At 72.2% G+C, this 24,213-nt stretch carries 22 protein-coding genes; 12 read left to right on the top strand and 10 right to left on the bottom strand.

Annotated elements, in window-relative coordinates; all coding sequences use genetic code 11:
* Position 1 precedes the first annotated feature (1 nt).
* From hisH to hisF, 4 genes are read left to right on the top strand one after another with little or no spacing between them, the layout of a single operon-like run.
* Positions 2-625, top strand: a complete 624-nt coding sequence (hisH, locus tag Dfulv_RS38785) for an imidazole glycerol phosphate synthase subunit HisH (RefSeq protein WP_259858789.1) — start codon at positions 2-4, stop codon at positions 623-625.
* A 16-nt stretch (positions 626-641) separates the two neighbouring features.
* The gene (locus Dfulv_RS38780) at positions 642-956 is read left to right on the top strand and encodes a hypothetical protein (protein ID WP_259858788.1); all 315 of its coding nucleotides are present in this window, start codon (positions 642-644) and stop codon (positions 954-956) included.
* Positions 957-959: 3 nt separating this feature from the next.
* Positions 960-1,688, top strand: coding sequence for a bifunctional 1-(5-phosphoribosyl)-5-((5-phosphoribosylamino)methylideneamino)imidazole-4-carboxamide isomerase/phosphoribosylanthranilate isomerase PriA (gene priA / locus Dfulv_RS38775; protein ID WP_259858787.1), 729 nt, complete (start codon positions 960-962; stop codon positions 1,686-1,688).
* Positions 1,685-2,446 carry an imidazole glycerol phosphate synthase subunit HisF gene (hisF, locus tag Dfulv_RS38770; protein ID WP_259858786.1) on the top strand — a complete coding sequence of 254 codons (762 nt, stop codon included), beginning with the start codon at positions 1,685-1,687 and terminating at the stop codon, positions 2,444-2,446. Before priA ends, hisF begins: the two co-directional genes overlap by 4 nt.
* A gap of 154 nt (positions 2,447-2,600) precedes the next feature.
* Here the strand turns inward: hisF and Dfulv_RS38765 are convergent, their stop codons facing one another.
* The 3 genes from Dfulv_RS38765 to yczE all read right to left on the bottom strand — a co-directional run bounded on the left by Dfulv_RS38765 (position 2,601) and on the right by yczE (position 4,924).
* Positions 2,601-3,089, bottom strand: coding sequence for a hypothetical protein (locus tag Dfulv_RS38765; protein ID WP_259858785.1), 489 nt, complete (start codon positions 3,087-3,089; stop codon positions 2,601-2,603).
* Between the two features lie 88 nt (positions 3,090-3,177).
* Positions 3,178-4,125 carry a LysR family transcriptional regulator gene (locus tag Dfulv_RS38760; RefSeq protein ID WP_259858784.1) on the bottom strand — a complete coding sequence of 316 codons (948 nt, stop codon included), beginning with the start codon at positions 4,123-4,125 and terminating at the stop codon, positions 3,178-3,180.
* Positions 4,126-4,270: 145 nt separating this feature from the next.
* Positions 4,271-4,924, bottom strand: a complete 654-nt coding sequence (yczE, locus tag Dfulv_RS38755; RefSeq protein WP_259858783.1) for a membrane protein YczE — start codon at positions 4,922-4,924, stop codon at positions 4,271-4,273.
* Between the two features lie 58 nt (positions 4,925-4,982).
* Here yczE and yczR point away from each other — a divergent pair, with 58 nt between their 5' ends.
* On the top strand, positions 4,983-6,446 hold the full coding sequence (gene yczR, locus Dfulv_RS38750; protein ID WP_259858782.1) for a MocR-like transcription factor YczR: 1,464 nt from the start codon (positions 4,983-4,985) through the stop codon (positions 6,444-6,446).
* Between the two features lie 82 nt (positions 6,447-6,528).
* Here the strand turns inward: yczR and Dfulv_RS38745 are convergent, their stop codons facing one another.
* Together Dfulv_RS38745 and Dfulv_RS38740 are read right to left on the bottom strand one after the other, a co-directional pair.
* The gene (locus Dfulv_RS38745; RefSeq protein ID WP_259858781.1) at positions 6,529-8,370 is read right to left on the bottom strand and encodes an AMP-dependent synthetase/ligase; all 1,842 of its coding nucleotides are present in this window, start codon (positions 8,368-8,370) and stop codon (positions 6,529-6,531) included.
* Between the two features lie 167 nt (positions 8,371-8,537).
* Entirely contained in the window at positions 8,538-9,164 is a 627-nt protein-coding gene (locus Dfulv_RS38740) for a TIGR03085 family metal-binding protein (RefSeq protein ID WP_259858780.1), read from the bottom strand.
* Between the two features lie 109 nt (positions 9,165-9,273).
* Between Dfulv_RS38740 and Dfulv_RS38735 the strand changes: the two genes are divergently transcribed.
* From Dfulv_RS38735 to Dfulv_RS38725, 3 genes are all read left to right on the top strand, one after another.
* Entirely contained in the window at positions 9,274-11,088 is a 1,815-nt protein-coding gene (locus Dfulv_RS38735; protein ID WP_259869025.1) for an ABC transporter ATP-binding protein, read from the top strand.
* A complete protein-coding gene (locus tag Dfulv_RS38730) occupies positions 11,085-12,875 on the top strand; it encodes an ABC transporter ATP-binding protein (RefSeq protein WP_259858779.1) in 1,791 nt (596 codons plus the stop codon). The genes Dfulv_RS38735 and Dfulv_RS38730 overlap by 4 nt, the downstream gene beginning before the upstream one ends.
* Positions 12,876-13,674: 799 nt before the next feature.
* Complete coding sequence (locus Dfulv_RS38725; RefSeq protein ID WP_259858778.1) at positions 13,675-14,118, top strand: hypothetical protein; 444 nt, start codon at positions 13,675-13,677, stop codon at positions 14,116-14,118.
* Here Dfulv_RS38725 and Dfulv_RS38720 read toward each other — a convergent pair.
* The 4 genes from Dfulv_RS38720 to Dfulv_RS38705 form a co-directional block, all read right to left on the bottom strand.
* A complete protein-coding gene (locus Dfulv_RS38720) occupies positions 14,115-14,714 on the bottom strand; it encodes a TetR/AcrR family transcriptional regulator (protein WP_259858777.1) in 600 nt (199 codons plus the stop codon). The two genes, Dfulv_RS38725 and Dfulv_RS38720, sit on opposite strands and share 4 nt — an antisense overlap.
* Before the next feature lie 20 nt (positions 14,715-14,734).
* Entirely contained in the window at positions 14,735-15,472 is a 738-nt protein-coding gene (locus Dfulv_RS38715) for an ABC transporter permease (protein ID WP_259858776.1), read from the bottom strand.
* A 2-nt stretch (positions 15,473-15,474) separates the two neighbouring features.
* A complete protein-coding gene (locus Dfulv_RS38710) occupies positions 15,475-16,206 on the bottom strand; it encodes an ABC transporter ATP-binding protein (protein ID WP_259858775.1) in 732 nt (243 codons plus the stop codon).
* Between the two features lie 158 nt (positions 16,207-16,364).
* Positions 16,365-19,061, bottom strand: a complete 2,697-nt coding sequence (locus Dfulv_RS38705; protein ID WP_259858774.1) for a hypothetical protein — start codon at positions 19,059-19,061, stop codon at positions 16,365-16,367.
* Between the two features lie 355 nt (positions 19,062-19,416).
* On the opposite strand from Dfulv_RS38705, the gene hisI reads away from it, so the two are divergent.
* From hisI to ligD, 4 genes are read left to right on the top strand one after another with little or no spacing between them, the layout of a single operon-like run.
* Positions 19,417-19,704, top strand: a complete 288-nt coding sequence (hisI, locus tag Dfulv_RS38700; protein ID WP_259858773.1) for a phosphoribosyl-AMP cyclohydrolase — start codon at positions 19,417-19,419, stop codon at positions 19,702-19,704.
* Entirely contained in the window at positions 19,701-21,236 is a 1,536-nt protein-coding gene (locus Dfulv_RS38695; RefSeq protein ID WP_259858772.1) for an anthranilate synthase component I, read from the top strand. The genes hisI and Dfulv_RS38695 overlap by 4 nt, the downstream gene beginning before the upstream one ends.
* Positions 21,233-21,775, top strand: a complete 543-nt coding sequence (locus Dfulv_RS38690) for a Trp biosynthesis-associated membrane protein (protein ID WP_259858771.1) — start codon at positions 21,233-21,235, stop codon at positions 21,773-21,775. The genes Dfulv_RS38695 and Dfulv_RS38690 overlap by 4 nt, the downstream gene beginning before the upstream one ends.
* A gap of 9 nt (positions 21,776-21,784) precedes the next feature.
* Positions 21,785-23,047: a non-homologous end-joining DNA ligase gene (gene ligD, locus Dfulv_RS38685; protein ID WP_259858770.1), complete on the top strand. Its 1,263-nt coding sequence runs from the start codon at positions 21,785-21,787 to the stop codon at positions 23,045-23,047.
* 9 nt (positions 23,048-23,056) lie between these two features.
* Here the strand turns inward: ligD and Dfulv_RS38680 are convergent, their stop codons facing one another.
* A complete protein-coding gene (locus Dfulv_RS38680; RefSeq protein ID WP_259858769.1) occupies positions 23,057-24,124 on the bottom strand; it encodes a serpin family protein in 1,068 nt (355 codons plus the stop codon).
* Positions 24,125-24,213 lie beyond the last annotated feature (89 nt).

Genomic DNA, 24,213 nt, shown 5'->3' with positions numbered 1-24,213 from the left:
CGTGGCGAAGTCGGTAGTCATCCTGGACTACGGCTCGGGCAACCTACGCTCGGCCGAGCGCGCCGTCGCCCGGGTCGGGGCCGACGTCGAGGTCACGTCCGACCTGGCGAAGGCCGCCCGCGCCGACGGGCTGGTCGTGCCCGGCGTCGGTGCCTATGCGGCGTGCATGGCCGGCATCGACGAGATCGGCGCCGGCCCGACGATCGCCGAGCGGGTCCGTGCCGGTGCACCGGTGCTCGGCATCTGCGTGGGCATGCAGGTGCTGTTCGACGCCGGCGAGGAGCACGGTGTGGTCACCAAGGGCCTCGGCCTGGCGCCCGGCACGGTGAGCATCCTGCGCGCGCCGGTCGTGCCGCACATGGGCTGGAACACGGTCGAGTGGCCGGCGGACACGGTGCTGGGCGCCGGCCTGCCGGCGGACACACGCTTCTACTTCGTGCACTCCTACGCGTCGACCGTCGTCGACGCGCAGGCCGCCGCCGGGGTCAAGGTCGCGACCACGATCCACGGCGAGCCCTTCGTGGCGGCGTTCGAGGCGGGTGTACTGCGGGCGACGCAGTTCCACCCGGAGAAGTCCGGTGACGCCGGAGCGACCCTGCTCGCCAACTGGCTGGGCACCCTGTGATGCGGCGCGTCCTCGGATGAGCAAGGAGCGGGCCCGCCGGCGGGCCTTGCTGGAGGCCGAGCGCGCCGAGCGGATGCGCCGCGCCGAGCGCAAACGGCAACGCCGCGCCGCGGTCCGGCGGCTGGTGCCGAAGGTCAAGGTCGGCCGGACGGGTAAGCTCTTCGCGCGCCGGTCGCGCGCCCAGCGGTCGGTCATCATCACCCTGGTGCTGGTGGCGCTCGCCCTCGTCTGGCTGCTGATCGACTCCGTGGCCGCGAGGATCGGCATCAGCGCACTCATCATCGTCGCCACTCCGGCGCTCACCGTGCTCGTCCTGGACCGAAGGATCTGAACCATGGCACTGCAGCTCCTGCCCGCCGTTGACGTCGCCGACGGCCAGGCGGTCCGTCTCGTCCAGGGCGCCGCCGGCAGCGAAACGACCTACGGCGACCCGCTGGAGGCCGCCCTGGCCTGGCAGCGGCAGGGCGCCGAGTGGATCCATCTCGTCGACCTCGACGCCGCCTTCGGCCGCGGGTCCAACGCCGAGCTGCTCGCCGACGTGGTCCGCCGCCTCGACGTGCAGGTCGAGCTGTCCGGCGGCATCCGCGACGAGGTCTCGCTGAAGGCCGCCCTGTCCACCGGCGCGACCCGGGTCAACCTCGGCACCGCGGCGCTGGAGAACCCGGACTGGTGCGACCACGTCTGCGCCACCTACGGCGAGCAGGTCGCCGTCGGCCTCGACGTGCGTGGCCACCAGCTCGCCGCCCGCGGCTGGACCAGGGAGGGCGGCGATCTCTTCGAGGTGCTCGACCGTCTCGAGCGGGCCGGCTGCGCGCGATACGTCGTCACGGACGTCATGCGCGACGGTACGCTCACCGGCCCCAACCTGACCCTGCTGCTGGAGGTCACGGGCCGCACCAAGAAGCCGGTCATCGCCAGCGGCGGCGTGTCGAAGCTCGACGACCTGCGCCAGCTCGCGGCGCTGGAGCCGGCCGGCGTCGAGGGCGTGATCGTCGGCAAGGCGCTCTACGCGGGTGCGTTCGACGTCACCGAGGCGCTCAAGGTGCTGGAAGAGTCGGCATGACGGTCGCGGTGCGTGTCATCCCCTGCCTCGACGTCGACGCGGGCCGGGTGGTGAAGGGCGTCAACTTCGTCAACCTCCGTGACGCCGGTGACCCGGTCGAGCTGGGCGCCGCCTACGACGCGGCGGGCGCCGACGAGCTGGTGTTCCTCGACGTGACCGCGTCGTCGGACGGCCGCGCCACGATGCTCGACGTGGTCCGCCGCACCGCCGAGACGGTTTTCATCCCGCTGACCGTCGGCGGCGGCGTCCGCAGCGTGGCCGACGTCGACACCCTGCTGCGGGCGGGCGCGGACAAGGTCGGCGTCAACACCGCCGCGATCGCCCGGCCCGACCTGATCGCCGAGATCGCGGAGCGGTTCGGCAACCAGGTGCTGACCCTGTCGCTCGACGTGCGCCGGGCGGCCGGCCAGCCGAGCGGCTTCGAGGTGACGACCCACGGCGGTCGCCGCGGCGCCGGCCTCGACGCCGTGGAGTGGGCGGCCAAGGTGGCCGAGCTGGGCGCGGGGGAGATCCTGCTCAACTCGATGGACGCCGATGGCACGAAGGACGGCTTCGACCTGGACCTGATCAAGGCGGTTCGCGAGGTCGTGACGGTGCCGGTCATCGCCAGCGGCGGCGCGGGTGCGGTGGAGCACTTCGCCCCAGCGGTGGCGGCCGGCGCGGACGCGGTCCTCGCCGCGAGTGTCTTCCACTTCGGCGACTTCGCCATCGGCGACGTCAAGACCGCCTTGCGCGGCGCCGGCTACCCGATCCGCTGACCGCCCCCGGCCCGCCCGGCCCGCCCGTCCCGGCGATCTTGGAGTTGTGGTCCCGACTTTATCCGCATATTTCGGACAAGTTAGGGACCACAACTCCAAGATCGCGAACGAGAAGGGTGCCGTGGGCGGGTGGGTCGGGCGGGCCGGAGGGGGTTCAGTCGCCGCGTTTGCCGGAGGCCACGGCTATGCCGACGATCCAGCCGACCCACAGGCCGTAGCCGGCGGCGAAGGCGGCCGAGGTCAGGGCCCGCAGCATCGTCGGGTTGGAGACGATGAACTCGGTGGCGAACGCGGCCAGCGCGGCGCCGAAGATCAGCGCCGCCCAGCCGATGATGAACGCGCCGGCGCCGGCGACCAGGGATCGCGCGGCGACCGCCAGTACCAATGCCACGAACAACACCAGCAGGAGCGCACGCAGGTCGTTGGCCAGCAGTTCCCGGGCGGCCGCGCCCGAGTCGTCCCGTGGTGTCACCCACCAGCGCGGCCAGGTCAGGGTGCGCAGGAAATACCCGCGGACGGTGGTGTCCGTGGTATGCCGGTCGACCCATTCGGTGAAGATCTGATTGCCGAAGATGAGCACCAGGAGCAGCGTCGCCAGGACGCCGGCGCCGGTAGCCGTTCGGGAGCGTCCGAAGAGAGCCATGCTAATGAATGTAAGGGGCGGCGCGAAAACTCGCTGACGTGAATCCGATGAATGAACGTGGCTCCTTGGTCGTGGAGCTGACCTGGGATTACACGACGTGAACGGCTCCCTGGCCGGCGTCCCACACGCTCGGAAGAGTGAAGATCGCCCGGTGTCGCCAGGCGTCGCGCAGTGCCGCGACGGTGGCCCCGATCGCCGGCCGCCCGGCGGCTGAGGCGCGCCACGCCACCGACACCCGCCGGGCCGCCTCGGGCGTGATCGGCCGGGCTGTCACGCCGACGGGGAGCGCCGTGCGGGCCAGCCTCGGGACGAAGGCGACCCCGAGGCCCTCGGCGACGAACGTCAGCTGCGTCTCGAACTCGTTGACCATGATCGTCGGGTGCACTCCGGGCAGCATGCGCCGCAGCCACTCGTGGCAGACGGTGCCCGGCTTCGAGCCGATCCACCGCTCCTCGTGGACCTCCTCCAGCGTCACCGGCCCGGCGGACTCCGCGAGCCGGTGGCCGGCGGGCAGGATGAGATCGCCGACGTCGAGCCCCAGCTCGGAGACCGCCACGCCCGGCGGCACGTTCACCGGGATCTCCAGCCACTCGTCGATGAGGGCCACGTCGATCGTGCCGCGCACGATCCCGTCGAGGCTGACCTGCCGGTCCGACTCCTGCAGCGTCGGCTCCAGGCCGGGATGGTCGACCGCGAGGGCGCGAAGCGCATACGGCAGCAGCCCGCGGCACGCGGTCGGGAACGACGCGATGGTCAGGTGACCCGAGACGGTCTCGCGGTGTGCGGCCAGGGCCGCCTCCGCCTCCTCGACGGCGTCGAGCACCCGGCCGGCGTGCTCGACCAGCACCCGGCCCGCCTCGGTGAGCCGCAGCGTGCGACCGTCCTTCTCGACGAGTGTGGCCTTGGTCTCCCGCTCGAGCTTGGCGAGGTGCTGGGAGATCGCCGACGGCGTGCAGTGCAGCGCCCCGGCGGCGGCCGTGACCGTGCCGAACGTGGCCACCGCGTGCAGCGCCTGGAGCCGGGTCAGGTCAAGCATGAAGGAATACTAAAGCAATTCTGCAGAACTTTTTGATGGTGCTTCACGGTCGGTGCGCGAACGATCTGAGGCATGAAGCCTCACGACCTCGACCTGATCGGCGGAGCGGCCGTCCTCGGCGGTGTGCTGCTGGGAGCCGCGAAGATCAGGCCGGAACCGGAGCTGGATCCGGCGCAGGTCGAGGCACCGAGAGCCACGGCAGGAACAGCTGCGTGAGCGGGCCGATGCCCAGCGCGTACAGCACCGTGGCGACGCCGACCGCCCCGCCGAGCAGCCAGCCGACGGCGAGCACGGTCACCTCGACCCCGGTGCGGGCCAGCCGCAGTGACAGCCGCGGGAAGCGGCCGGCCAGGCCGGTCATCAGGCCGTCGCGCGGCCCCGGTCCCATGCCCGCGCCGATGTACAGCGCGGTCGCGAACGCGTTGAGCAGGATCCCGCCGACGACCAGCGCGCCGCGCAGCCACCAGCCCTCCGCGTCGGGCAGCAGGCGCAGCGCGAGGTCGGCGGCCAGGCCGATGACCACGACGTTGCTGACCGTGCCGAGGCCCGGACGCTGCCGCAACGGCAGCCAGAGCAGCAGGACGGCGGCGCCGGTGATGATGACCACGGTGCCGAAGCTCAGGCCGGTGCGGCGGGCGACGCCCTGGTGGAAGACGTCCCAGGGGTCCAGGCCCAGCCGGGCGCGGATCAGCATCGCCATGCTCAGCCCGTACGCGATCAATCCAAGCTGCAACTGGACGAAGCGGCGACCGAAGCGATGGGTCAGAGGGATGGGATTGGTCTTGCCTGCGACGTGCATGCATGCCACCCTAGGGCCAATCTATCGAGCCAAAAGAGCCAATTGAGGGGGACTGGCCTTGTCAGCGATCGTCCGTGGCGCGCAACTGGCCCGCATGCTCAACGCGTGGCAGGTCGCGGTCGGGGTGCGTGGCCCCAACGGGCGCCGGCCCGAATACGTCGTGCTCGCCAACGCGGTCCGTGGCCTGCTCATCGACGGCCGGCTGGCCCTCGGCGTGCGGCTGCCCGCCGAGCGTGAACTGGCCGCGGCCCTCGGCATCAGCCGCACCACCGTCACCGCCGCCTATCGCGAGCTGCGCGAGAGCGGCCACCTCAGCAGCCGCCGCGGCGCCGGCAGCTGGACCGCGCTGCCGACCGGCCATCGGGTCGGCACGTCGGGGCTGTGGACACCGAGCGACGACACCGACCTCATCGACCTCGGCTGCGCCGCGATGCCCGCGCCGCCGGAGCTGACCGAGGCGGCCACCGAGGCCGTCGCCGACCTGGGGCCTTACGCCTGCGGCGCCGGCTACCAGCCGATGGGCCTGCTCGTGCTGCGGGAGGCGATCGCCCGCTGTTACAGCGAGCGCGGCCTGCCCACCGATCCTGACCAGGTGATGGTGACCGGCGGTGTGCAGCAGGCGCTCGACCTGCTCCTGCGACTGCTCGTCGCGCCGGGCCAGCGGGCACTGGTGGAGACGCCCACCTATCCCAACGCCCTGAGCGCCTTCACCGCGAGCCGTGCCCGGGTCAGCGCCTACGCGATCGGCCCCGACGGGTGGGACGAGGACCTGGTGCTCTCGACGGTACGGGCCGCGCAGGCTCGCCTGGCCTACCTGATCCCCGACTTCCACAACCCGACCGGCCACCTGATGCAGGCGTCGCTGCGCGAGCGGCTGCCGTCCGCCGCGCACGCCGCCGGCACCGACCTGGTGATCGACGAGTCGTTCGTCGACCTGGCGCTCGACGCGCCGGAGCTGCCGCCGTCGGTGGCCGCCTTCGACCGGACCGCGCGGGTGCTCACCATCGGCGGCATGAGCAAGCCGTACTGGGGCGGCCTGCGGATCGGCTGGGTGCGCGGCGCGGCGCCGCTGATCGCCCGGCTCGCCGCCGCCCGGGTCGGCGTCGACATGGCCTCGCCGGTGCTGGACCAGCTCGTGGCCGTGCGGCTCCTCGAGCGCCGCGAGGCGATCGTCGCCGCCCGTCGCAAGCAGCTGCTGGTCCAGCGCGACACGCTCGCCGCGGCACTGCGGGCCGAGCTGCCCGAGTGGCGGTTCGTGCTGCCGCGCGGCGGGATGGTCATGTGGGTGGAGCTCGACGCCCCGGTCTCCAGCGCCCTGGCCCGGTCGGCGGAGGAGCTCGGCGTGCGGATCGCGCCCGGGCCGCGCTTCGGCGCCGACGGCACGATGGAACGGTTCCTGCGAATGCCGTACACGCTGCCCGAGGACACGCTCGTCGAAGCGGTGCGCCGGCTGGCGTCGGCCCGCGCCGACCTCGACCGGCCGCGCCGTCACGCGTGGTCGGCGCCCGCGGTCGTCGCCTGACGTTGCGGCCTGTTCGGCCCGGACAAGCGTCGTGGCCCCCGGAAGTGGCGGCTCCCGGGGACCACGACACTGTGGGGTGTGATTAGAGCTCTGCGAGTGACCCGGCGTACATCCTGTCGATGTCCTGCGCGAAGGACTTCTCGACCGCGCGGCGCTTGACCTTCAGCGACGGCGTCAGCTCGCCGTCCTCGATCGACAGGTCGCGGCCGAGAATGGTGAACTTCTTGACCGTCTCCCAGCGGTTGAGCTTGGTGTTGAGCTCCTTGACGTAGCCCTCGATCAGCTCCTCCGCCTCCTTGGACGAGGCGATCTCCTCGTACGACCTGCCGGCCAGCGGCGTGCCCTCGGCCCAGCCCTTGATCGCGTCGGGGTCGAGTGTCACGAGCATGGTCACGTAGTTGCGTGCCTGGCCCACCACGACCGCCTGCGACGTGTACGGGCAGACGGACTTGAACAGGCCCTCGATGTAGCTGGGCGCGACGTACTTGCCGCCGGACGTCTTGATGAGGTCCTTCTTGCGGTCGGTGATGCGCAGGTAGCCGTCGGCGTCGATCTCGCCGATGTCGCCCGTGCGGAACCAGCCGTCCTCCGTGAAGGCGGCGGCGGTCTCGTCGGGCAGGTTGTGGTAGCCGCGCATGACCGGCGTGCCCTTGAGCAGCACCTCGCCGTCGGTGTCGAGCTTCGTCCGCAGATCGCCGAGGGCCTGCCCGACCGTGCCGATGCGGGGGGCGTCCTTGCGGTTGACGTAGGAGCCGGCCGAGGTCTCGGTCAGACCGTACCCCTCCAGGATCGGCAGGCCGGCGGCGAAGAAGAACTCGCCGATCTCCTTCGACAGCGGCGCGGAGCCGGAGACCATCACCTGCATCCGGCCGCCGAGGCGGGCCCGCAGCTTGCTGAACACGAGCTTGTCGGCGATGGCCGCCTGGGCCTTCAGCATGCCGCCGGGCCGGCGCCCCGCCAGGCGCTCGGCGGAGGCCCTCTTGCCGACCGCCATCGCCCAGGTGAAGATCTTCCACTTGGCGCCGCCGTCGGCCTGCGCGCCGGTGACGACGCGGTTGTAGACCTTTTCGAAGACACGCGGCGCGGCGCACATGAGCGTGGGCTGGATCTTGCCCAGGTTGTCGATCAGCTTGTCGACGCGGCCGTCGACGTAGGTGGGCAGGCCGACGTAGACGATGCCGCACAGCAGCGTCTTGCCGAACGAGTGGGCGAGGGGCAGCCAGAGGTACTGGAGGTCGTCGGGGCTGAGCAGCCCGATGTCAGACTGGGTGCGGCCCTGCCAGACCCAGCCGGCGTGCAGCAGCTCGACGCCCTTCGGCTTGCCGGTGGTGCCGGACGTGTAGATCAGCGTGGCCAGCTGGTCGCCGGTGATGCCCTCGACGATCCGGTCGATGAGCTGCGGGTCCTGCTCGATCGCCGCCCGTCCGGCCGCCTCCAGCTGGGCCAGCGACAGCGTCTTGACGGGCTCGTCGCCGGTGGGCTCACCGTCGATGAGCACGACCGCGACCAGGTTGGGCAGCTCGGCGCCCTGGAGCTTGGCCGCCTGGCCGGGGTTCTCCGCGATCAGTACCTTCGAGCCGGAGTCCTTGACGATGTAGACGGCCTCTTCCGGCTCCGTCGTGGGATAGACCGTCGTCGTGGCGGCGCCGGCCAGCATGATGCCGAGGTCGGCGAGGATCCAGTCGAGCCGGGTGTTGGCCAGGACGCCGACCCGGTCCTCGGGCTGGACGCCGAGTGTGGTGAGGCCGGCGCCGATGGCGCGGGCGCGCTCGTCGATCTGGCGCCAGGTCAGCCAGACCGGGTCGCCGGCGTCGTCGGGCGCCGGACCGGCGAACGCCGGCTTGTCCGGGGTCTCCGCCACCCGGTGCAGGAACATGTCCGGGATCGAGCGGTAGGGCAGTTCGAGCGGCTGGGTCTGGGTCATGGAGTCGGCCTCCGGCAGCAGGCGTGGACGTGTGCGTGATTGGCGTCACGTCCCGTCGGTTACCGGAGGGTAAACCGTCGATCCCGTTACCGGCTAGACCCGCAACCGAAACGTAGTAGACGCTGAATCCCTTGTCTGGAACCAGATTCGAGACTCAGGGCGGGATCTCACAGCCCCAGGCGGGCGCCCCGGAGCTTGTCGGCGAGCTCGTCCGGGCCCGTGACGTCGACGTGGGCGGCGCGCTGCCGTCCGGTGAAGAACAGCAGCAGCTCACCCGGTGCGCCCTCGACCACCAGCTCGGCGTCGCCGCCCCTACCGACGGTGAACGGCTCGGCGCCGGGCACCTTCACGACGATGCGGGCCGGGAACCGCCGGGTGGACAGCTTTGCCGATCCCTTGACGCGGGCGGACAGTGCCGCCTCGTAGCCGGGATCGAGCTGCCGCGGCGTCCAGCCGGCCGTCGCCCGCCGGACGTCCTCGTGGTGGATGAAGAACTCGATCAGGTTCACCGCCTCCTCGGCGAACCCGGGCCGCAGCCACACCGGCGGCGTGCGGACCTTGCCGACGAGCCCGGCGTAGTCACCGGCGGCCAGACCGTCCTGGACCTTCTTCGCGTGCCCGGCGACGGCCTTGAGCAGGATGCCGGGCGCCGCGTCGGGGCGGCGCTCGCGCAGCACCAGGTGCGCGGCGAGATCACGGGTGGCCCAGCCGGTGCAGAGCGTGGGCGCGTCGGGGCCGGCGGCGAGGAGCGTGTCGGCGAGCGCCGCGCGCTCGCCGCGGGCGAACGAACTCATGGGCGTAACGCTAGCCCCGTTTTTGTCGGGGGTCCTCTGTAAGGTTGCGGTGCGGTCGGGGCGACTTACCGGCGCGGACCCGAGGGGGCGGAAGGTGACCAGCGGCAAGGTGCTCTTGAAGGGCCTCAGGGTGCTGGGCAGAGCCATCCGTGACGAGCCTCACATGTTCGCCGTCTCCGCCGCCGGCAGTGTGCTGTTCAGCCTGCTCACCATCGCCACCGCCTTCGTCTCCGGCGAGGTCGTCGGGAGCGTCGTCGTCCCGGCGATCGACAACCGTCACGTCGGTGCCGGCGCGTTGGCGCTCGGCGGGCTCGCCATCCTCGCCGTCAGCCTCGGCAAGATCCTCGGCATCTTCGGCCGCCGCCTCGGCGCCGGTGCCATGCAGTTCAACCTCCAGGCGCGTTACCGGCAGGCGGTGACCCGCCGATACCTGCGCCTGCCGCTGGAGTGGCACCAGCGCCACGCCACCGGCACGCTGCTGTCCAACGCCAACGCGGACGTCGAGTCCGCGTGGTATCCGATCGCGCCCTTCCCGTTCGCGGTCGGCACGGTCGTGATGCTCGTCGCCGCGGTCGTCTCGCTCTTCGTCACCGACTGGGTGATGGCCCTCGTCGGCGTCGCGATCTTCCCGACGCTGCTCGGGGTCAACGTCGCCTATTCGCGGCGCATGGCGCCCCGCGTCGCCCGGTCGCAGCAGCTGCGCGCCGAGGTCAGCGCGGTCGCGCACGAAAGCTTCGACGGCGCGCTCGTCGTCAAGACGATGGGCCGCGAGGCGGCGGAGACGGAGCGGTTCGCCGCGAAGGCGACCGAGCTGCGCGACGCCACCATCCGGGTCGGCCGGATCCGGGCACTGTTCGACCCGGTGCTCGACGCGCTGCCGAGCATCGGCACGCTCGCGGTGCTCGTCGTCGGCGGCTGGCGCTTCCGGCAGGGCGCCGTCGAGGTGTCCGAGGTCGTCAGCGTCGCGTTCCTGTTCACCGTGCTGGCGTTCCCGGTCCGCGCGATCGGCTGGGTCCTCGCCGAGCTGCCCCGCAGCGTCGTCGGCTGGGAGCGGATCCGCCATGTGCTCGACGCCGAGGGCGACATGGCCTATGGCACGACCGAGCTCCGCGACGAGCAGAAGCCGGCCGCCCTGCGCTTCGACGACGTGCACTTCGCATATCAACCGGGCGACGCCGACGCGCGGCCGGGCAGCGACGTGCTCACCGGGGTCTCGTTCGACGTGCCGGCCGGGCGGACGGTCGCGCTGGTCGGGCCGACCGGCTCGGGCAAGTCGACGGTCGCCGCGCTCGCGGCCCGCCTCGCCGACCCGCGTGCCGGCACGGTGGCCCTCGACGACGTCGACGTCCGCGAGCTGACCCAGGAGTCGCTCGTGCGCACGGCCGCGCTGGTCGCCCAGGTGCCGTTCGTCTTCGACGACACCATCCGGGGCAACATCACCCTCGACCGGGGCGTGAGCGACGAGGCGGTGTGGGCGGCGCTGCGGCTCGCGCAGGCCGACGGGTTCGTCGAGCGGCTCGCCGACGGCCTCGACACGACGGTCGGCGAGCGCGGCACGTCGCTGTCCGGCGGGCAGCGGCAGCGGCTCACCATCGCCCGGGCCCTCGCCGGCGCGCCCCGCCTGCTGGTGCTCGACGACGCGACCAGCGCGGTCGACCCGCGGGTCGAGGCGGCGATCCTCGCCGCGCTGCGGCGGGACGACGCCCAGCAGGCGTCGATCCTCGTCGTCGCCTACCGGCGGGCGACCATCGCTCTCGCGGACGAGGTCGTTTACCTCGAGCGCGGCCGGGTGATCGCCCGCGGCACGCACCAGGAGCTGCTGGAGACCGCACCCGGCTACGCCGACCTGGTGACCGCATACGAGAAGGCCGAGGCCGAGCGGGAGCGCGAGCACGTGTTCGACGAAGGGGGAGTGACCGCGTGACCAGCGCCGTGACCGGGACGGCGCCCGACGCCGGTGCCGAGCGGCTCGGTGTGCTGCGGCGCGGCCTCGCGCTGTCCCCGGAGCTGTTCACCGGGCTCGCCGGCACCCTGGGCCTGGCCATGGTGGCCACCATCGGCCGGGTCGCCGTTCCGGTCGCCATCCAGCAGGGCATCGACCGCGGCATCCGGGCCGCGAGCGGCCCCGACCTCGGTGTCCTGACGCTCATCGTGACGATCACCGCCGCGGTGCTGTTCACGACGATGGTCAGTGCCTACCTGATGAACGTCCGGCTGTTCACCGTCAGCGAGACGGCGCTGGCCGGCATCCGGGTGCGTACCTTCCGGCACATCCACGACCTTTCCATGCTGCACCAGCAGTCCGAGCGGCGCGGCGCGCTGGTCTCGCGGGTCACCGGCGACGTCGACCAGATCAGCCAGTTCCTGCAGTTCGGCGGTCTGCTGTTCATCCTCAGCCTGGGCCAGCTCACCGTCACGACGGTCGTCATGCTGGTCTACTCCTGGCAGCTCACGCTCGTGGTCTTCGCCGCGTTCGCGCCGCTGGTCTTCGTCGTCCGGCACTTCCAGCGCCGGCTCAGCGTGCTCTACCTGGAGGTCCGCGAGAGCGTCGGCGCGCTGCTCGGTGTCATCGCCGAGAGCGTGGTCGGCGCGCCGGTCGTGCGAGCCTACGGCATTCAGCGGCGCACCAGCGAGCGGCTCGACAAGGCTATCGAGCGCAACCGGCGCAGCCAGTTCCGCGCGCAGAAGAACAATGTCGTCAGCATGAGCTTCGGCGAGCTCGCCGCCGGGCTCGCGCTCGCCGGGGTCGTGGTCGTCGGCACGCTGCTCGGCGCCGACCGGCAGCTCACCGTCGGCCAGCTCACCGCGTTCCTGTTCCTGGCGACCCTGTTCGTGCAGCCGGTCCAGGTCGCCACCGAGGTCCTCAACGAGGCGCAGAATGCGATCGCCGGCTGGCGGCGGGTCCTCGACATCATCGAGACCGAGCCGGACGTCGCCGACCCGGGTGCCGCGGGCCGGGCACTGCCCGAGGGGCCGATCGACGTGACCTTCGAGCACGTCCACTTCGCCTATCCGGGCGGCCCCGAGGTACTCACCGACGTCGACCTCACCGTCGCCGCGCGGACCAGGGTCGCGGTCGTCGGCGAGACCGGCAGCGGCAAGACGACGTTCGCCAAGCTGCTGACCCGGCTGATGGACCCGGCGAACGGTCGTGTCCTGCTGTCCGGGGTGCCGCTGTCCGACGTGCGCTTCGACTCGCTGCGCAGCCGGGTGGTCATGGTGCCGCAGGACGGGTTCCTGTTCGACTCGACCGTCGCCGACAACGTCCGCTTCGGCCGGCCCGACCTCAGCGACGTCGATCTCGAGCTGGCCTTCACCGAGCTGGGGCTGATCGACTGGGTCGAGAGCCTGAGCGACGGGCTGCAGACGCAGGTCGGCGAGCGGGGCGAGGCGCTGTCGGTGGGGGAGCGGCAGTTGGTGGCCCTCGCCCGGGCGTATGTGGCCGACCCCGACCTGCTGGTCCTCGACGAGGCCACCAGCGCCGTCGACCCGGCGACCGAGGTCCGGCTCCAGCGCACCCTCGACGCGGTGACGCGGGGCCGCACAACGATCGCCATCGCCCACCGTCTGTCGACCGCGCAGAGCGCCGACGAGGTGATCGTGGTCGACAAGGGCCGAGTCGTCCAGCGCGGCCCCCACACCGACCTCGTGACCGACCCCGACTCCATCTACGCCCGCCTCTACGCCTCCTGGCTCGAACAAACCCGCTGACGCCGGCAACGCCCGACACCGACACAGCCCTCGTCCGGTCCGACGCGGTTCACTGCTCGAGCCGTGCCGTGCCGTGCCGTGCCGTGCCGTGCCGTGCCGGGCTGGGCTGGGCTGGGCTGGGGTTGCTGGGCTGGGGCGCCGGGCCGGGCCGGGCCGTTCTGGGCTGGGCTGGGCTGGGCTGGGTCGGGCTGGGCTGGGATGTCGGGCCGTGCCGGGCTGGGTTGGGCTGGGTCGGGCCGGGCTGAGGTGCTCGGCCGGCTGGGGTGCTTCGTCGTGCCGGGCTGGACTGGGCTGGGATGTCGGGCCCGGCTGAGGTGCTCGGCCGGCTGGGGTGCCGGGTCGTGCCGGGCCGAGCCAGGGCGTGGCGCTGGGGGTGGGGTGCCGCTTCGGGCTGGCTCTGCGTCGATGGCTGGGCGTGCCCGGGCTGGCGTGGTGCCGGGGCGGGCCATGTGTTGCTGGGAGCCGGTCCAGGACTGTCCCGTTCGGGGGACCCGGATGCCGCGTGGCGGCTGCTCGTGGCAATCGCCGCTGGACGGCCGTTGTCGCCTGGCCGGCCGGGACCGCGGCCGACCAGTTCCTCGACGCCGATCGGGTCTGTAGTCGACCAGGTTTCTCGACAGCCGGCCGGGACTGCGGTCCGGGGGGATTCCCGCACGCGGGTCGCCGAGCCGGACACTGTTGACCTTGGTGGAAAACCGTGGTCCTGGGCACGGAAATCGACCAAGGTTAAGTTGGTGTCGGAAGTGGGGCGACGCGTCGAGCGGGTGGTTCAGCGGCTTCGATGGCTTACCCTGGTCGCATGGTAGCCGGGGGGCGCCGATACGTGCCGGTGCAGGTGCGGGTCGCGGTGACGGGGTTCAACGCTATCGGGCTGGTCATGCTGGCGCTCGCCCTTGCTGCGCTCGGGGTTCTGCTCTCGGGCATGCAGGTCGACCCCGCCCAGCAGGGCGGCACTGGCTACCTCGACTTTGTCCTGTTCTTCAACGCCGTGATGTTCCTGTTCCCGCTCGCCGTCGTGTTGGTCTTCCTCGGGGTGCGGATCAAGCGGGGCGAGCACTGGGCGTGGCTGGCGAGCCTCGTGTTCTGGGGGTTTATCGGCACGATGGCGCCACTGCTCACGTGGCTGCTGCCGGCGCCGCTGCCGTTCGCGGTCGTTCCCACCTTCTGCGCGGTCGCGCTGCTGGGTCTGCTGTTGACGCCTCAGGCCCGTACACACTGTGCGGACACCAACGACGAGGACTAAACGTCCTTGGGCAGCGGCTCCGCGATGTACCGCTGAATCGTCGGCGCCACGTTGCGCACTACCTCGTCGGCGGGCATCGAGGCCAGCGGTTCGATCTTCAGGATGTACCGCACCATGACGATTCCCGCCATCTGGGAGGCGACGAGGGAGGACCGCTTGGGTGCCTCCTCGGGGTCGAGATCGAGCTGGCTCATCGCGCGGCGGAGGATCTGCGTGATCAGGAAATCCCGCAGCATGCGCGCGGACCACTCGTGCTGCAGCGCGCTGCGGAACAGGGCCACGGCCGGCGAACCGGCGGGAGAGTCCCACACACTGAGAAACGTGTGCACCAGCCGCTCGCCGACGCCGTCGATGCCGGGCTCGAACACCTTCGGCAGCAGCTCGCCCGGATCGATCGGCACGTCCATCGTGGCCAGGAACAGCTTGTCCTTCGCTCCGAAATAGTGATGCACCAGCGCCGGGTCGACCCCGGCGCTGGTCGCGATCTGGCGGATGGAGGCTCCGTCGAAACCGCGCTCGGCGAAGGCGTCACGGGCAGCGGCCAGGATGGCCTTTCGCGTGTCCTGGTTGCCGGGGCGTCGTCCGGTGCGGGCCATGAGTCTCTTTCTGCTGCCGATCAAGCGGTACGGCGGCGCAGTGTCGCCGCTCCGAGCAAGAGTGCCACGACCACGCAGCCGATGATGATCGCGAGGTCTCGCCACATGATGCCGGTCGGCTCGGTGTTGCTGCCGAGTTCGGTGAGGGCCTGCACGGCGTACGACATCGGCAGGACGTCGCTGATCGCCTGCATCCAGCCGGCCATCTGGTCGCGGGGCTGCAGGAGGCCGCACAGCAGGACCTGCGGCAGAACCACGGCCGGCATGAACTGCACCGCCTGGAACTCGCTGTTCGCGAACGCGCTCACGAACAGGCCGAGCGCCATGCCGAGCACGGCGTTGCCGACCGCGAGCACGCCGGCGAGCCAGGCCGGGCCGAGCGTGTCGAGGCCGAGCAGCCAGAACGCGATCGCCGAGACCACGCCGGCCTGGACGGCGGCGGCGATGGCGAACGCGATGCCGTACCCGAGCAGGATGTCGACCTTGCCGATCGGGGTGGTGAGGAGCCGCTCCAGAGTGCCGCTGGTCCGCTCGCGCAGCATCGCGACGCTGGTCAGCAGGAACATGATCACCAGCGGGAACACACCGAGCATGATCAGGCCGATGCGGTCGAACAGCAGGGGGTTGTTGTCGTAGAGGTACCGCAGGAGTGTCAGCAGCACCGTCGGCACGACCAGGATCATCGCGATGGTCCGGCGGTCGTGGCGCAACTGGCGGAGGATCCGGCCGGCGGTCGTGAACGTCAGGCGGGGAGACATCGTCAGGCCACCTTTTCCTTGTCGGTCTCCTGCGCCTGGACCAGACGGAGGAACGCTGTGTCGAGGTCGTCGGTGCCGGCACGTTCCCGTACCGCTGCCGGAGTCGCGTCCGCGATGAGCAGGCCCTCGCGGATCAGCAGGAGGCGGTCGCAACGGCCGGCCTCGTCCATCACGTGGCTGGAGACCAGCAGCGTCGACCCGGCCTTCGCCATGGCGTGGAACCGCTGCCAGAGCTCGTTGCGCAGGACGGGGTCCTGCCCGACGGTCGGCTCGTCGAGGACCAGCAGCTGGGGCCGGCCGACGATCGCGCACGCGAGGGAGGCCCGGGCGTGCTGGCCGCCGGAGAGCTGCCCGACGAGCTGGTCCTTGGCCTGGCTGAGCCCGACGTCGGAGATCGCCGCGTCGGCCTCTTTGGCGCTCAGCCCGTACAGCGCGGCGAAGTAGCGGGCGTTCTCGCGCACGGTGAGGTCCGCGTAGACGCTCGGGGCCTGCGTGAGGTAGCCGACCTTGTTGCGCAGGGGCTTGGCGCCGGCGGGGTGGCCGAGCACGGTGACGGTGCCGCTGACGATCTTCTGCACGCCGACGACGGCGCGCATGAACGTGGTCTTGCCGCTGCCGCTCGGGCCGAGCAGTCCGGTGACGGCGCCGCTGGGCACGGTGCAGGTGAGGTCGTGCAGCACCCGCCTCTTGCCACGCGCGATGACGAGGTGTTCGACCTCGATCGCGTTGCTCATCTGGGTTCCCCCTTCCGGGGTTCGTCGGACCTGTGCAGAACTCAACGCCTGTTGAACTCAACGGTAGATGAAATCCTTGCCGGCCGTCAACGCGCTACATGCGACAGGGGGCGGACCGTCACCGGTCCGCCCCCTGTCCGGGGTGCTGCTATGGATGCCTAGAGCTTGAGGACGCGCTCCAGGAAGTCCTTGTACTGCCGGAGCGCGACCCGCAGGGACTCGGTGTCGGGGCGCTTCGACGTCTTGTGCGGGTCGATCGCGTGCTGCTGGTCCTGCAACTTCTCGGCGAGTGTCTCGATCGCGTCGCTCACGACCGCGGACGCCTTGGCGACGGCCTTGACCGGGTCTTCGACGAACTTCGACTCGGCCTTCGCCAGCCGCGACCGGAACTTGTTTGCCCGCTTCGGCTTCCAGAGCACGATCCGCTCCTCGACGATGTCGCCGGGCCGAAGCGGCGCGACAGCGGCTGCGGCAGCGAGCTCGGTCTCCTCGTCCTCTTCGTCTTCGTCGTCCTCGGCGTCGTCCGCTTCGGCGACGGGCTCCTCGTCGTCTTCGTCGCCCTCGTCTTCGTCGTCAGCCTCGGCGACAGGCTCGTCTTCGTCTTCGTCTTCTTCGTCTTCGCCGTCGCTGTCAGCTTCGGCGGTCGGCTCCTCGTCCTCGGCTTCGGCCGCAGGCTCCTCGGCTTCGCCCTCTTCCTCGGTGTCGGCTTCTCCGGTGACTTCCTCGATGTCGGCGACGAGGTTGACCTCTTCGGCGGCGCCTTCGTCCTCGGTGTTGTCGACCCCAGCGTCGACGGCCTCGACAAGCGCGTCGGCCGGCGTCTCGCCAGCCTCTTCCTCCGCCGCCTCTTCCGCTTCCGCAACCGGCTCGTCGGCGGCGTCCTCATCGGCCTCGGCCTCTTCGGCCTCGGCCTCTTCGGCCTCGGCCACCGGCTCCTCGTCCGCTGCTTCGGCGTCCTCCGAACCGGCCTCTTCGGCTTCGGTGGCTGCCTCTTCGGCCTCGGCCGCAGGCTCATCCTCGGCGGCGGGCTCCTCTTCGGCAGCTTCCTCCGCCTCGGCGGCGGGCTCTGCCTCCGCCTCGTCCTCCGCAGCCGGCTCCGCCTCGGCCTCGGCGGCCGGCTCTTCCTCCGTAACGTCGTCGGCTTCGGCGGCCGGCTCGGCGTCGCTGTCGTCGTCGGCTTCCGCGGCCGGCTCCTCGGCGTCGGCAGCGGCTGGCTCTGCGGTCTCGGCGGCGGGCTCTTCCTCCGCAATGTCGTCGGCTTCCGCGGCCGGCTCCTCAGCGTCGGCAGCGGCCGGCTCTGCGGCCTCGGCGTCAGCTTCGGCCGCCGGCTCCTCGTCAACGCTGGCTTCCTCAGCGTCGGCCTCGGCGGCGGGCTCCTCGGCGGCGGCTTCCTCGGCAGCGGTTTCTTCGACCACGGCCTCCGCTTCGGCGCCGTCCTCGGCAGCCTCGGCCTCGACCTCCGCAACTGTCTCCGCCTCGGCCTCGGCGACCGGTTCCACCTCCGCCTCGTCCTCCGCAGCCGGCTCCGCGTCGGCTTCGGCGGCGGGCTCGGCCTCGTCGACAGTGTCCTCCGTAGCCTCGGCAACAGGCTCGGCGTCCGTTTCGTCCTCGACGACCGGCTTTTCCCCAGCGTCCTCGCCGGACTCCGCCTCCGCGGCCGGCTCCTCGTCCGCCGTTGCGCTCACCTCGGCGGCTTCGGCGTCCGCGGCCACGGGCTCCGCGGTGGCTTCCTCGTCGGCAGCGACGGGTTCGGCGTCCGCGACGGCCTCGGCCTCCTCGGCAGCCGGCTCGGCGTCCCCGGTCGTCTCCGCGGCCGGTTCCGCGTCCTCGGCTGCCGGCTCCGCGTCCGCGACCTCCTCGGCGTCCGTGGCAGCCTCGGCCTCGGCGACCGGCTCGGCCTCCACCTCTTCGGCGGCGACCGGCTCGGTCTCGTCGGCAGCGACGGGCTCGGCCTCCGCGGCAACCTCTGCATCCTCGGCGGCGACCGGCTCAGCCTCCGCGCCAGCTTCGGTCTCGTCGGCAGCGGCCACCGGTTCGGCCTCCGTGGCAGCTTCGGCTTCGTCAGCAGCAGCGACCGGCTCAGCCTCCGCGCCAGCTTCGGTCTCGTCGGCAGCGGCGACCGGCGAAGCCTCCGCGGCAGCCTCGGCCTCTTCGGAGGCAGCCACCGGTTCGGCCTCCGCGTCGGTCTCGCCCTCGTCGGAGGCAGTGACGGGCTCCGCCTCCGTGGCAGCTTCGGCTTCGTCGGCAGCGGCGACCGGTTCGGCCTCCGTGGCAGCCTCGGCCTCGTCGGCAGCGGCCACCGGTTCGGCCTCCGCGTCGGCCTCGCCCTCGTCGGAGGCGGCGACCGGCTCCGCCTCCGTGGCAGCTTCGGCTTCGTCGGCGGCGGCGACCGGCTCAGCCTCCGCGCCGGACTCAGTCTCGTCGGCAGCGGCGACCGGCGAAGCCTCCGCGGCGGGCTCGGCCTCGTCGGTGGCCGCCGGCTCGCCGTCCGTGGCGGCATCGGCTTCGGCCGGGGCCGCGTCCGACGAGGCGGTCTCGGCCGGCGCGGGCTCCACGACGACCGCCTCGGCCTCCGGAGTATCCACGACCGCGACGGCCTCGGAGTCCGAGGCTGGGCCGACGATGCCGGAGATGTCGTCCGGCACGGCGACCGAGATGGCCTCGGCGTCGGCCAGGGGCTCGTCGGGGGACGGGGCTGCCGCAGCGGGCGTCTCGGTCGCCTCGGCCTGCGGGGTGGTGTCCTCCACCGGCTGGCGCTGCTCGGGGATGACCACCTCGGCGGGGTTGGCCTCGGGGGCGGTGGCTTCAGGGGATGGGCTCGACTGGTTGTTCGGCGGGGTGAAGTTGGGAGACAACGGTGGGTCCTCCGTCCGCTCGGTCCGAACGGGGCTGCCACCCGTTCAGACTGCTCGCTCAGCGCTGGGGTCGCGGACGCCGGGAGGCCGAACGGCGCCCGTCCGACGCCGCTGAACCGACGGCGGGCGGAACCCCCGAGCAAGATGCGGGCGGGTAGGGTCAGCCGGCGGCAGGCGGGGAAGGGTGGGCGACCGCGCAGATCTTCCGTGCGGCGCACCGTCAAGGTACTCCTCCAACACCACCAGCCATAGACCCCAAACCGCCGGTTGTCCGCGGTGCGGGAGAATTGCGGCTGTGTCATCGAATCTTGACCCAGAAGTCGCGAAGCGCCTCCGCCGGAACGATGCCGGGCTCGTGCCCGCGATCGTGCAGGAACACGGCACCGGGCAGGTGCTCATGTTGGCGTGGATGAACGACGAGGCGCTGCACCGGACGCTGACGACCGGGCGGGCTACCTACTGGTCGCGTAGCCGCGACAAGCTTTGGATCAAGGGTGAGACGTCCGGTCACGCGCAGCATGTCAGGTCGGTCGCGATCGACTGTGACGGCGACACGCTGCTGGTGACCGTCGAGCAGACCGGCGCCGCCTGCCACACCGGCGAGCACAGCTGCTTCTACACCCCGCTGGAGACGACCCCATGACCACCGGCGCCGTCGCGCCCGACGAGGCGACCTTCCGTGAACTGGCGCGCACCCGCCGTGTCGTGCCCGTCACCCGGCGCCTGCTGGCCGACGGCGAGACCCCCGTCGGCGTCTACCGTAAGCTCGCCGGCGGCCCGGGCACCTTCCTGCTGGAGTCCGCCGAGCAGGGCGCCGGAGCCGCCGGTGCGGTCTGGTCGAGGTACAGCTTCATCGGTGTGCGCAGCCTGGCGACGCTGGTCGAGCGCGAGGGGCGGGCGCACTGGCTCGGCGCCCCGCCGGCGAACCTGCCCACCGCGGGCTCGCCGACCGAGGTGCTCGCGGCGACCGTCGCGGCGCTGACCGCCGACGACGCCGACCTGCGTGAGCTCAACCTGCCGCCGCTGTCGGGCGGGCTGGTCGGCTTCCTGTCGTACGACGCGGTGCGCCGCTTCGAGAAGCTGCCCGAGTTCGCGATCGACGACCTGCGCCACCCCGAGCTGGGCATGATGCTCGCGACCGACCTGGTCGCACTGGACCACTTCGAGGGCGCGGCGCTGCTGATCGCCAACGCGGTGCTGCCCGCCGCGGGCGCCGACGACGCCACGGTCCGGGCGGCGTATCACCAGGCGATCGGCCGCCTGGACGCGATGACCACGGCGCTGTCCCGCCCGACCCCGCCCCTGGTGTCCACAGTGGACCGTGTGCCGCTCGGCGACGTGGTCAGCCGGACGCCGGCGGGGGAGTACCCGAAGGCGGTCGAGGTCGCCAAGGAGGCCATCCGCGCGGGCGAGTGCTTCCAGATCGTCGTCGCCCAGCGCTTCGAGCGTGCGACCGACGCCGACCCGCTCGACGTGTACCGCGTGCTGCGGACGACCAACCCCAGCCCGTACATGTACCTGCTGCGCTTTGACGGCTTCGACGTGGTCGGCTCGTCACCGGAGGTGCACGTCAAGGTCGACGGCCGCCGGGCGCTGCTGCACCCGATCGCCGGCACCCGCTGGCGCGGCGCGACCCCGGAGGAGGACGCGGCACTCGCCGCCGACCTGCTCGCCGACCCGAAGGAGCGGGCCGAGCACGTCATGCTCGTCGACCTGGCCCGCAACGACCTGGGGCGGGTGTGCAAACCCGGCACGGTCGAGGTGCCCGAGTTCATGACCGTCGAGCGGTACAGCCATGTCATGCACATCGTCTCGACGGTCGTCGGCGAGCTGAACGACGACCGCACCGCCTTCGACACGCTGGCCGCGACGTTCCCGGCCGGCACGCTGTCGGGCGCCCCGAAGGTGCGCGCCATGGAGATCATCGAGGAGCTGGAGCCGACCCGGCGGGGCCTCTACGGCGGTGTGGTCGGCTACTTCGGCTTCGGCGGCGACATGGACACCGCCATCGCGATCCGCACCGCCCTGATCCGTGACCGGACGGCATACGTGCAGGCCGGCGCCGGGATCGTCGCCGACTCCGACCCGGCCGCCGAGGAGACCGAGACCCGCAACAAGGCCGCGGCCGTGCTCGCCGCGATCGCGACCGCCGAGACGCTGAGGCCGGCACGATGAAGTTCGAGGGGCGCCGCGGCCTGACCGTCACCGCACTGGCCTGCGCGGCCGGCGCGGCCGTGGTGCTGTTCGCGGCGACCAGGGGCTGGCAGGAGGTGCTGACGCAGCGCGTCGCGCCGCTGCCGCCGATCACGAGCCACCGCAGCGGCGCCGACCTGGCGCCGTGGCTGCCGGCGCTCGGCGCCGTCTCGCTCGCCGGCGCCGGGGCGCTGCTGGCCACGCGGGGCGTCGTGCGGGCGGTGGTCGGCGCGCTGCTGGCCCTCTCGGGTGTCGGCATCGCGGTCGCCGCCCTGGTGACGCTCGGTCAGGACGTGATCGTGGTCTGGCCGCTGCTGTGCGCGGTCGCCGCGGTTGTCGTCGCCGCGGCGGGCGTGGTCACGATCCGCTTCGGCCGCACGTGGCCGGAGATGGGCGCGCGCTACGAGCGGCCGAAGACCACCACTGAGCAGGGCGCACCGAAGCGGCCGGCGTCGCAGGCGGAGCTGTGGGACGCGCTTGACCGGGGTGAAGACCCCACCACGCGGGACGGCGGCGCGTAGGGTCTGGCCATGGCGAGCACCAAGGAAGTGATCGAGGTCGCCGGGCGCGAGGTGACGATCACCAACCCCGACAAGGTGTACTTCCCCAAGTCCGGCCGCACCAAGATGGACGTGGTCCGCTACTACCTGGCGGTCGCCGACGGCGCCCTGCGCGGGGCCGGTGGCCGTCCGATGGCGCTGAAGCGCTACGTCAACGGCATCGACGGCGAGGCGTTCTTCCAGAAGCGCGCCCCGGAGAAGCGCCCCGACTGGATCGAGACGGTCGCGCTGCGCTACCCGTCGGGCCGCACCGCCGAGGAGATCGTGCTCCGCGACGCCGCCCAGCTCGCCTGGGTGGTCAACCTCGGCTGCCTCGAGCTGCACACCCACTCGGTGCTCGCCGAGGACATCGACCACCCCGACGAGCTGCGTATCGACCTCGATCCGGTGCCGGGGGTGCCGTGGTCGCAGGTCGTCGACGTCGCGCTCGTCGCCCGCGAGGTGCTGGCGGAGCACGGCCTGCGGGGCTGGCCGAAGACCTCCGGCTCGCGCGGCTTCCACGTTTATGCCCGGATCGAGCCGCGCTGGACCTTCGCCGAGGTCCGCCGCGCCGCGGAGGGCTTCGCGCGCGAGGTTGCCCGCCGGGCGCCCGATCTGGCCACCGGCGCCTGGTGGAAGGAGGAGCGGCACGGCGTCTTCGTCGACTACAACCAGAACGCCAAGGACCACACCACCGCCTCCGGCTACTCCGTGCGCCCCACCGACGAGGCCCGCGTCTCGATGCCACTGACCTGGGACGAGGTGCCCGGCTGCGACCCGGCCGCCTACACCGTGGACAGCGTGGCGGGCCGCCCCGACGCCTGGGCGGGCGTCGAGGACTCGCGCGGCTCGCTCGACTCGCTGCTGGAACTGGCCGCCACGTTCAAGAAGAAGGCCCCGGCGAAGAAGGGCTCCGGACGGCGCGAGCCGACGATGCCGCTCATCGAGATCACGCGCACCGCCACCAAGGAAGAGGCGATGGAGGATCTCGAGCGCTGGAAGGCCCGGCACCCCACCGTGTGGCCGCTGCTGGAGCCGGCCGACGTGCTCGTCGACTCGATGCGCGGGATCAACTCGGTGTGGTTCCGCATCCGGCTCAACCTGCGGCACGTGCCGGAGGCCGACCAGCCGCCGCAGGAGCCGCTGGAGCACGACTTCGACCCCTTCGCGAAGTGGAAGGAGATGCAGGCGCGCGGCGAGACCCCGGAGCGCTGGCGCCGCCCCGCGGAGGAAGCGCCCGCCGAGGAAGCCTGACACCGGGTCCTACCGCGCCCGGGCCGGCTCGGGGTCGGTGATCCAGCCGGCGACGAGGACCAGGCCCGTCGGGCGGTGCACGGCCAGGTAGCCGAACGGCCGGTCGAAGGTCGCCGTCAGCCGCAGCTTGCGGGCCCGCGGCGGGCGGAACGCCACCGGCACCATCTCCGTCGCCGTGACCGCGGCGGCCCGGAAGCCCTCCGCGCTGAACGCGGCCACCGCCTGCTGGCGGGCCCCGTCGACGCGCAGGTCCACCGGGCTGATGCCGGGGAACGTGCCGACCGTGGCGGCCGCGGCCAGCCCGAACACGTCGGGCGTCGCGAGCAGGTCGTGGGTGGCCGAGGCGGTGAACCGGGGCACCTTGACCACCAGCTCGGGAACGTCGTCGTCGGCGTCGACCTCGGCCGCCACGACGCCGGGGCCGGTCACGTCGGCACCGGCCGCCGGCTCGGCGGAGGCCAGCGCCCCGACGGCCGAGGACAGCACGTCGCCGGGGACGCCCTCACCGGCGCACAGCACGACGTCGATGTCGTCGGAGCCGGTCACGGTGAGGAGTGTGAGCCGGCCGGCCGCGACCCGCAGCGCACCGAGGTCGGTGGTGCGCCGGTGCAGCGACGCGAGCCGCCGGCCCGCCCACGGGCCGCTCAGCGGGCGCATGACCCCGTCGCTGAACGGCTGGGGCCACCCGGTGACCACCGTCAGCGCGGAGGCCAGGACGAGGCCGGTGTCGGGGCCGACGGTCACCGGCATCGCCGGGACCAGCCCGCCCGTGTGGGTGGCCGCCCACGCGTCGAGGAGCGGTCCGTCGACGGCCTGGTCGCCGGTGAGCCGCGGATCGGAGCGTGACGCCCACTCCAGCGTCAGCGGGATGCGGTCGCGCGTCCAGATGCCGAGGGCGCCGCGCACCGGGAGCGTCAGCGGCGTGGGCGCCACCCGGAGGAGCTCGGCGCGGGCCGGCCCGTCGGCGACCGACGCCAGCAGCGCCAGCAGCGGATAGACACCGGCTGCGGCGAAAACCGGCGCCGGTGCCGAGGCGGCCCACCGCGCCGTCAATGCGTTGCACGCCGAAACGCTCATGTCCGTCACCGTAGATACGGGGTACGACAAAACCCGGCGGCGACGCATTATGCCCTAGCCCATCAGGTGACGTCGGCCATACCCCCGCG

Source organism: Dactylosporangium fulvum, from assembly GCF_025137375.1.
Lineage (GTDB): Bacteria > Actinomycetota > Actinomycetes > Mycobacteriales > Micromonosporaceae > Dactylosporangium > Dactylosporangium fulvum.
This window is presented reverse-complemented; position numbering and strand designations above follow the sequence as displayed.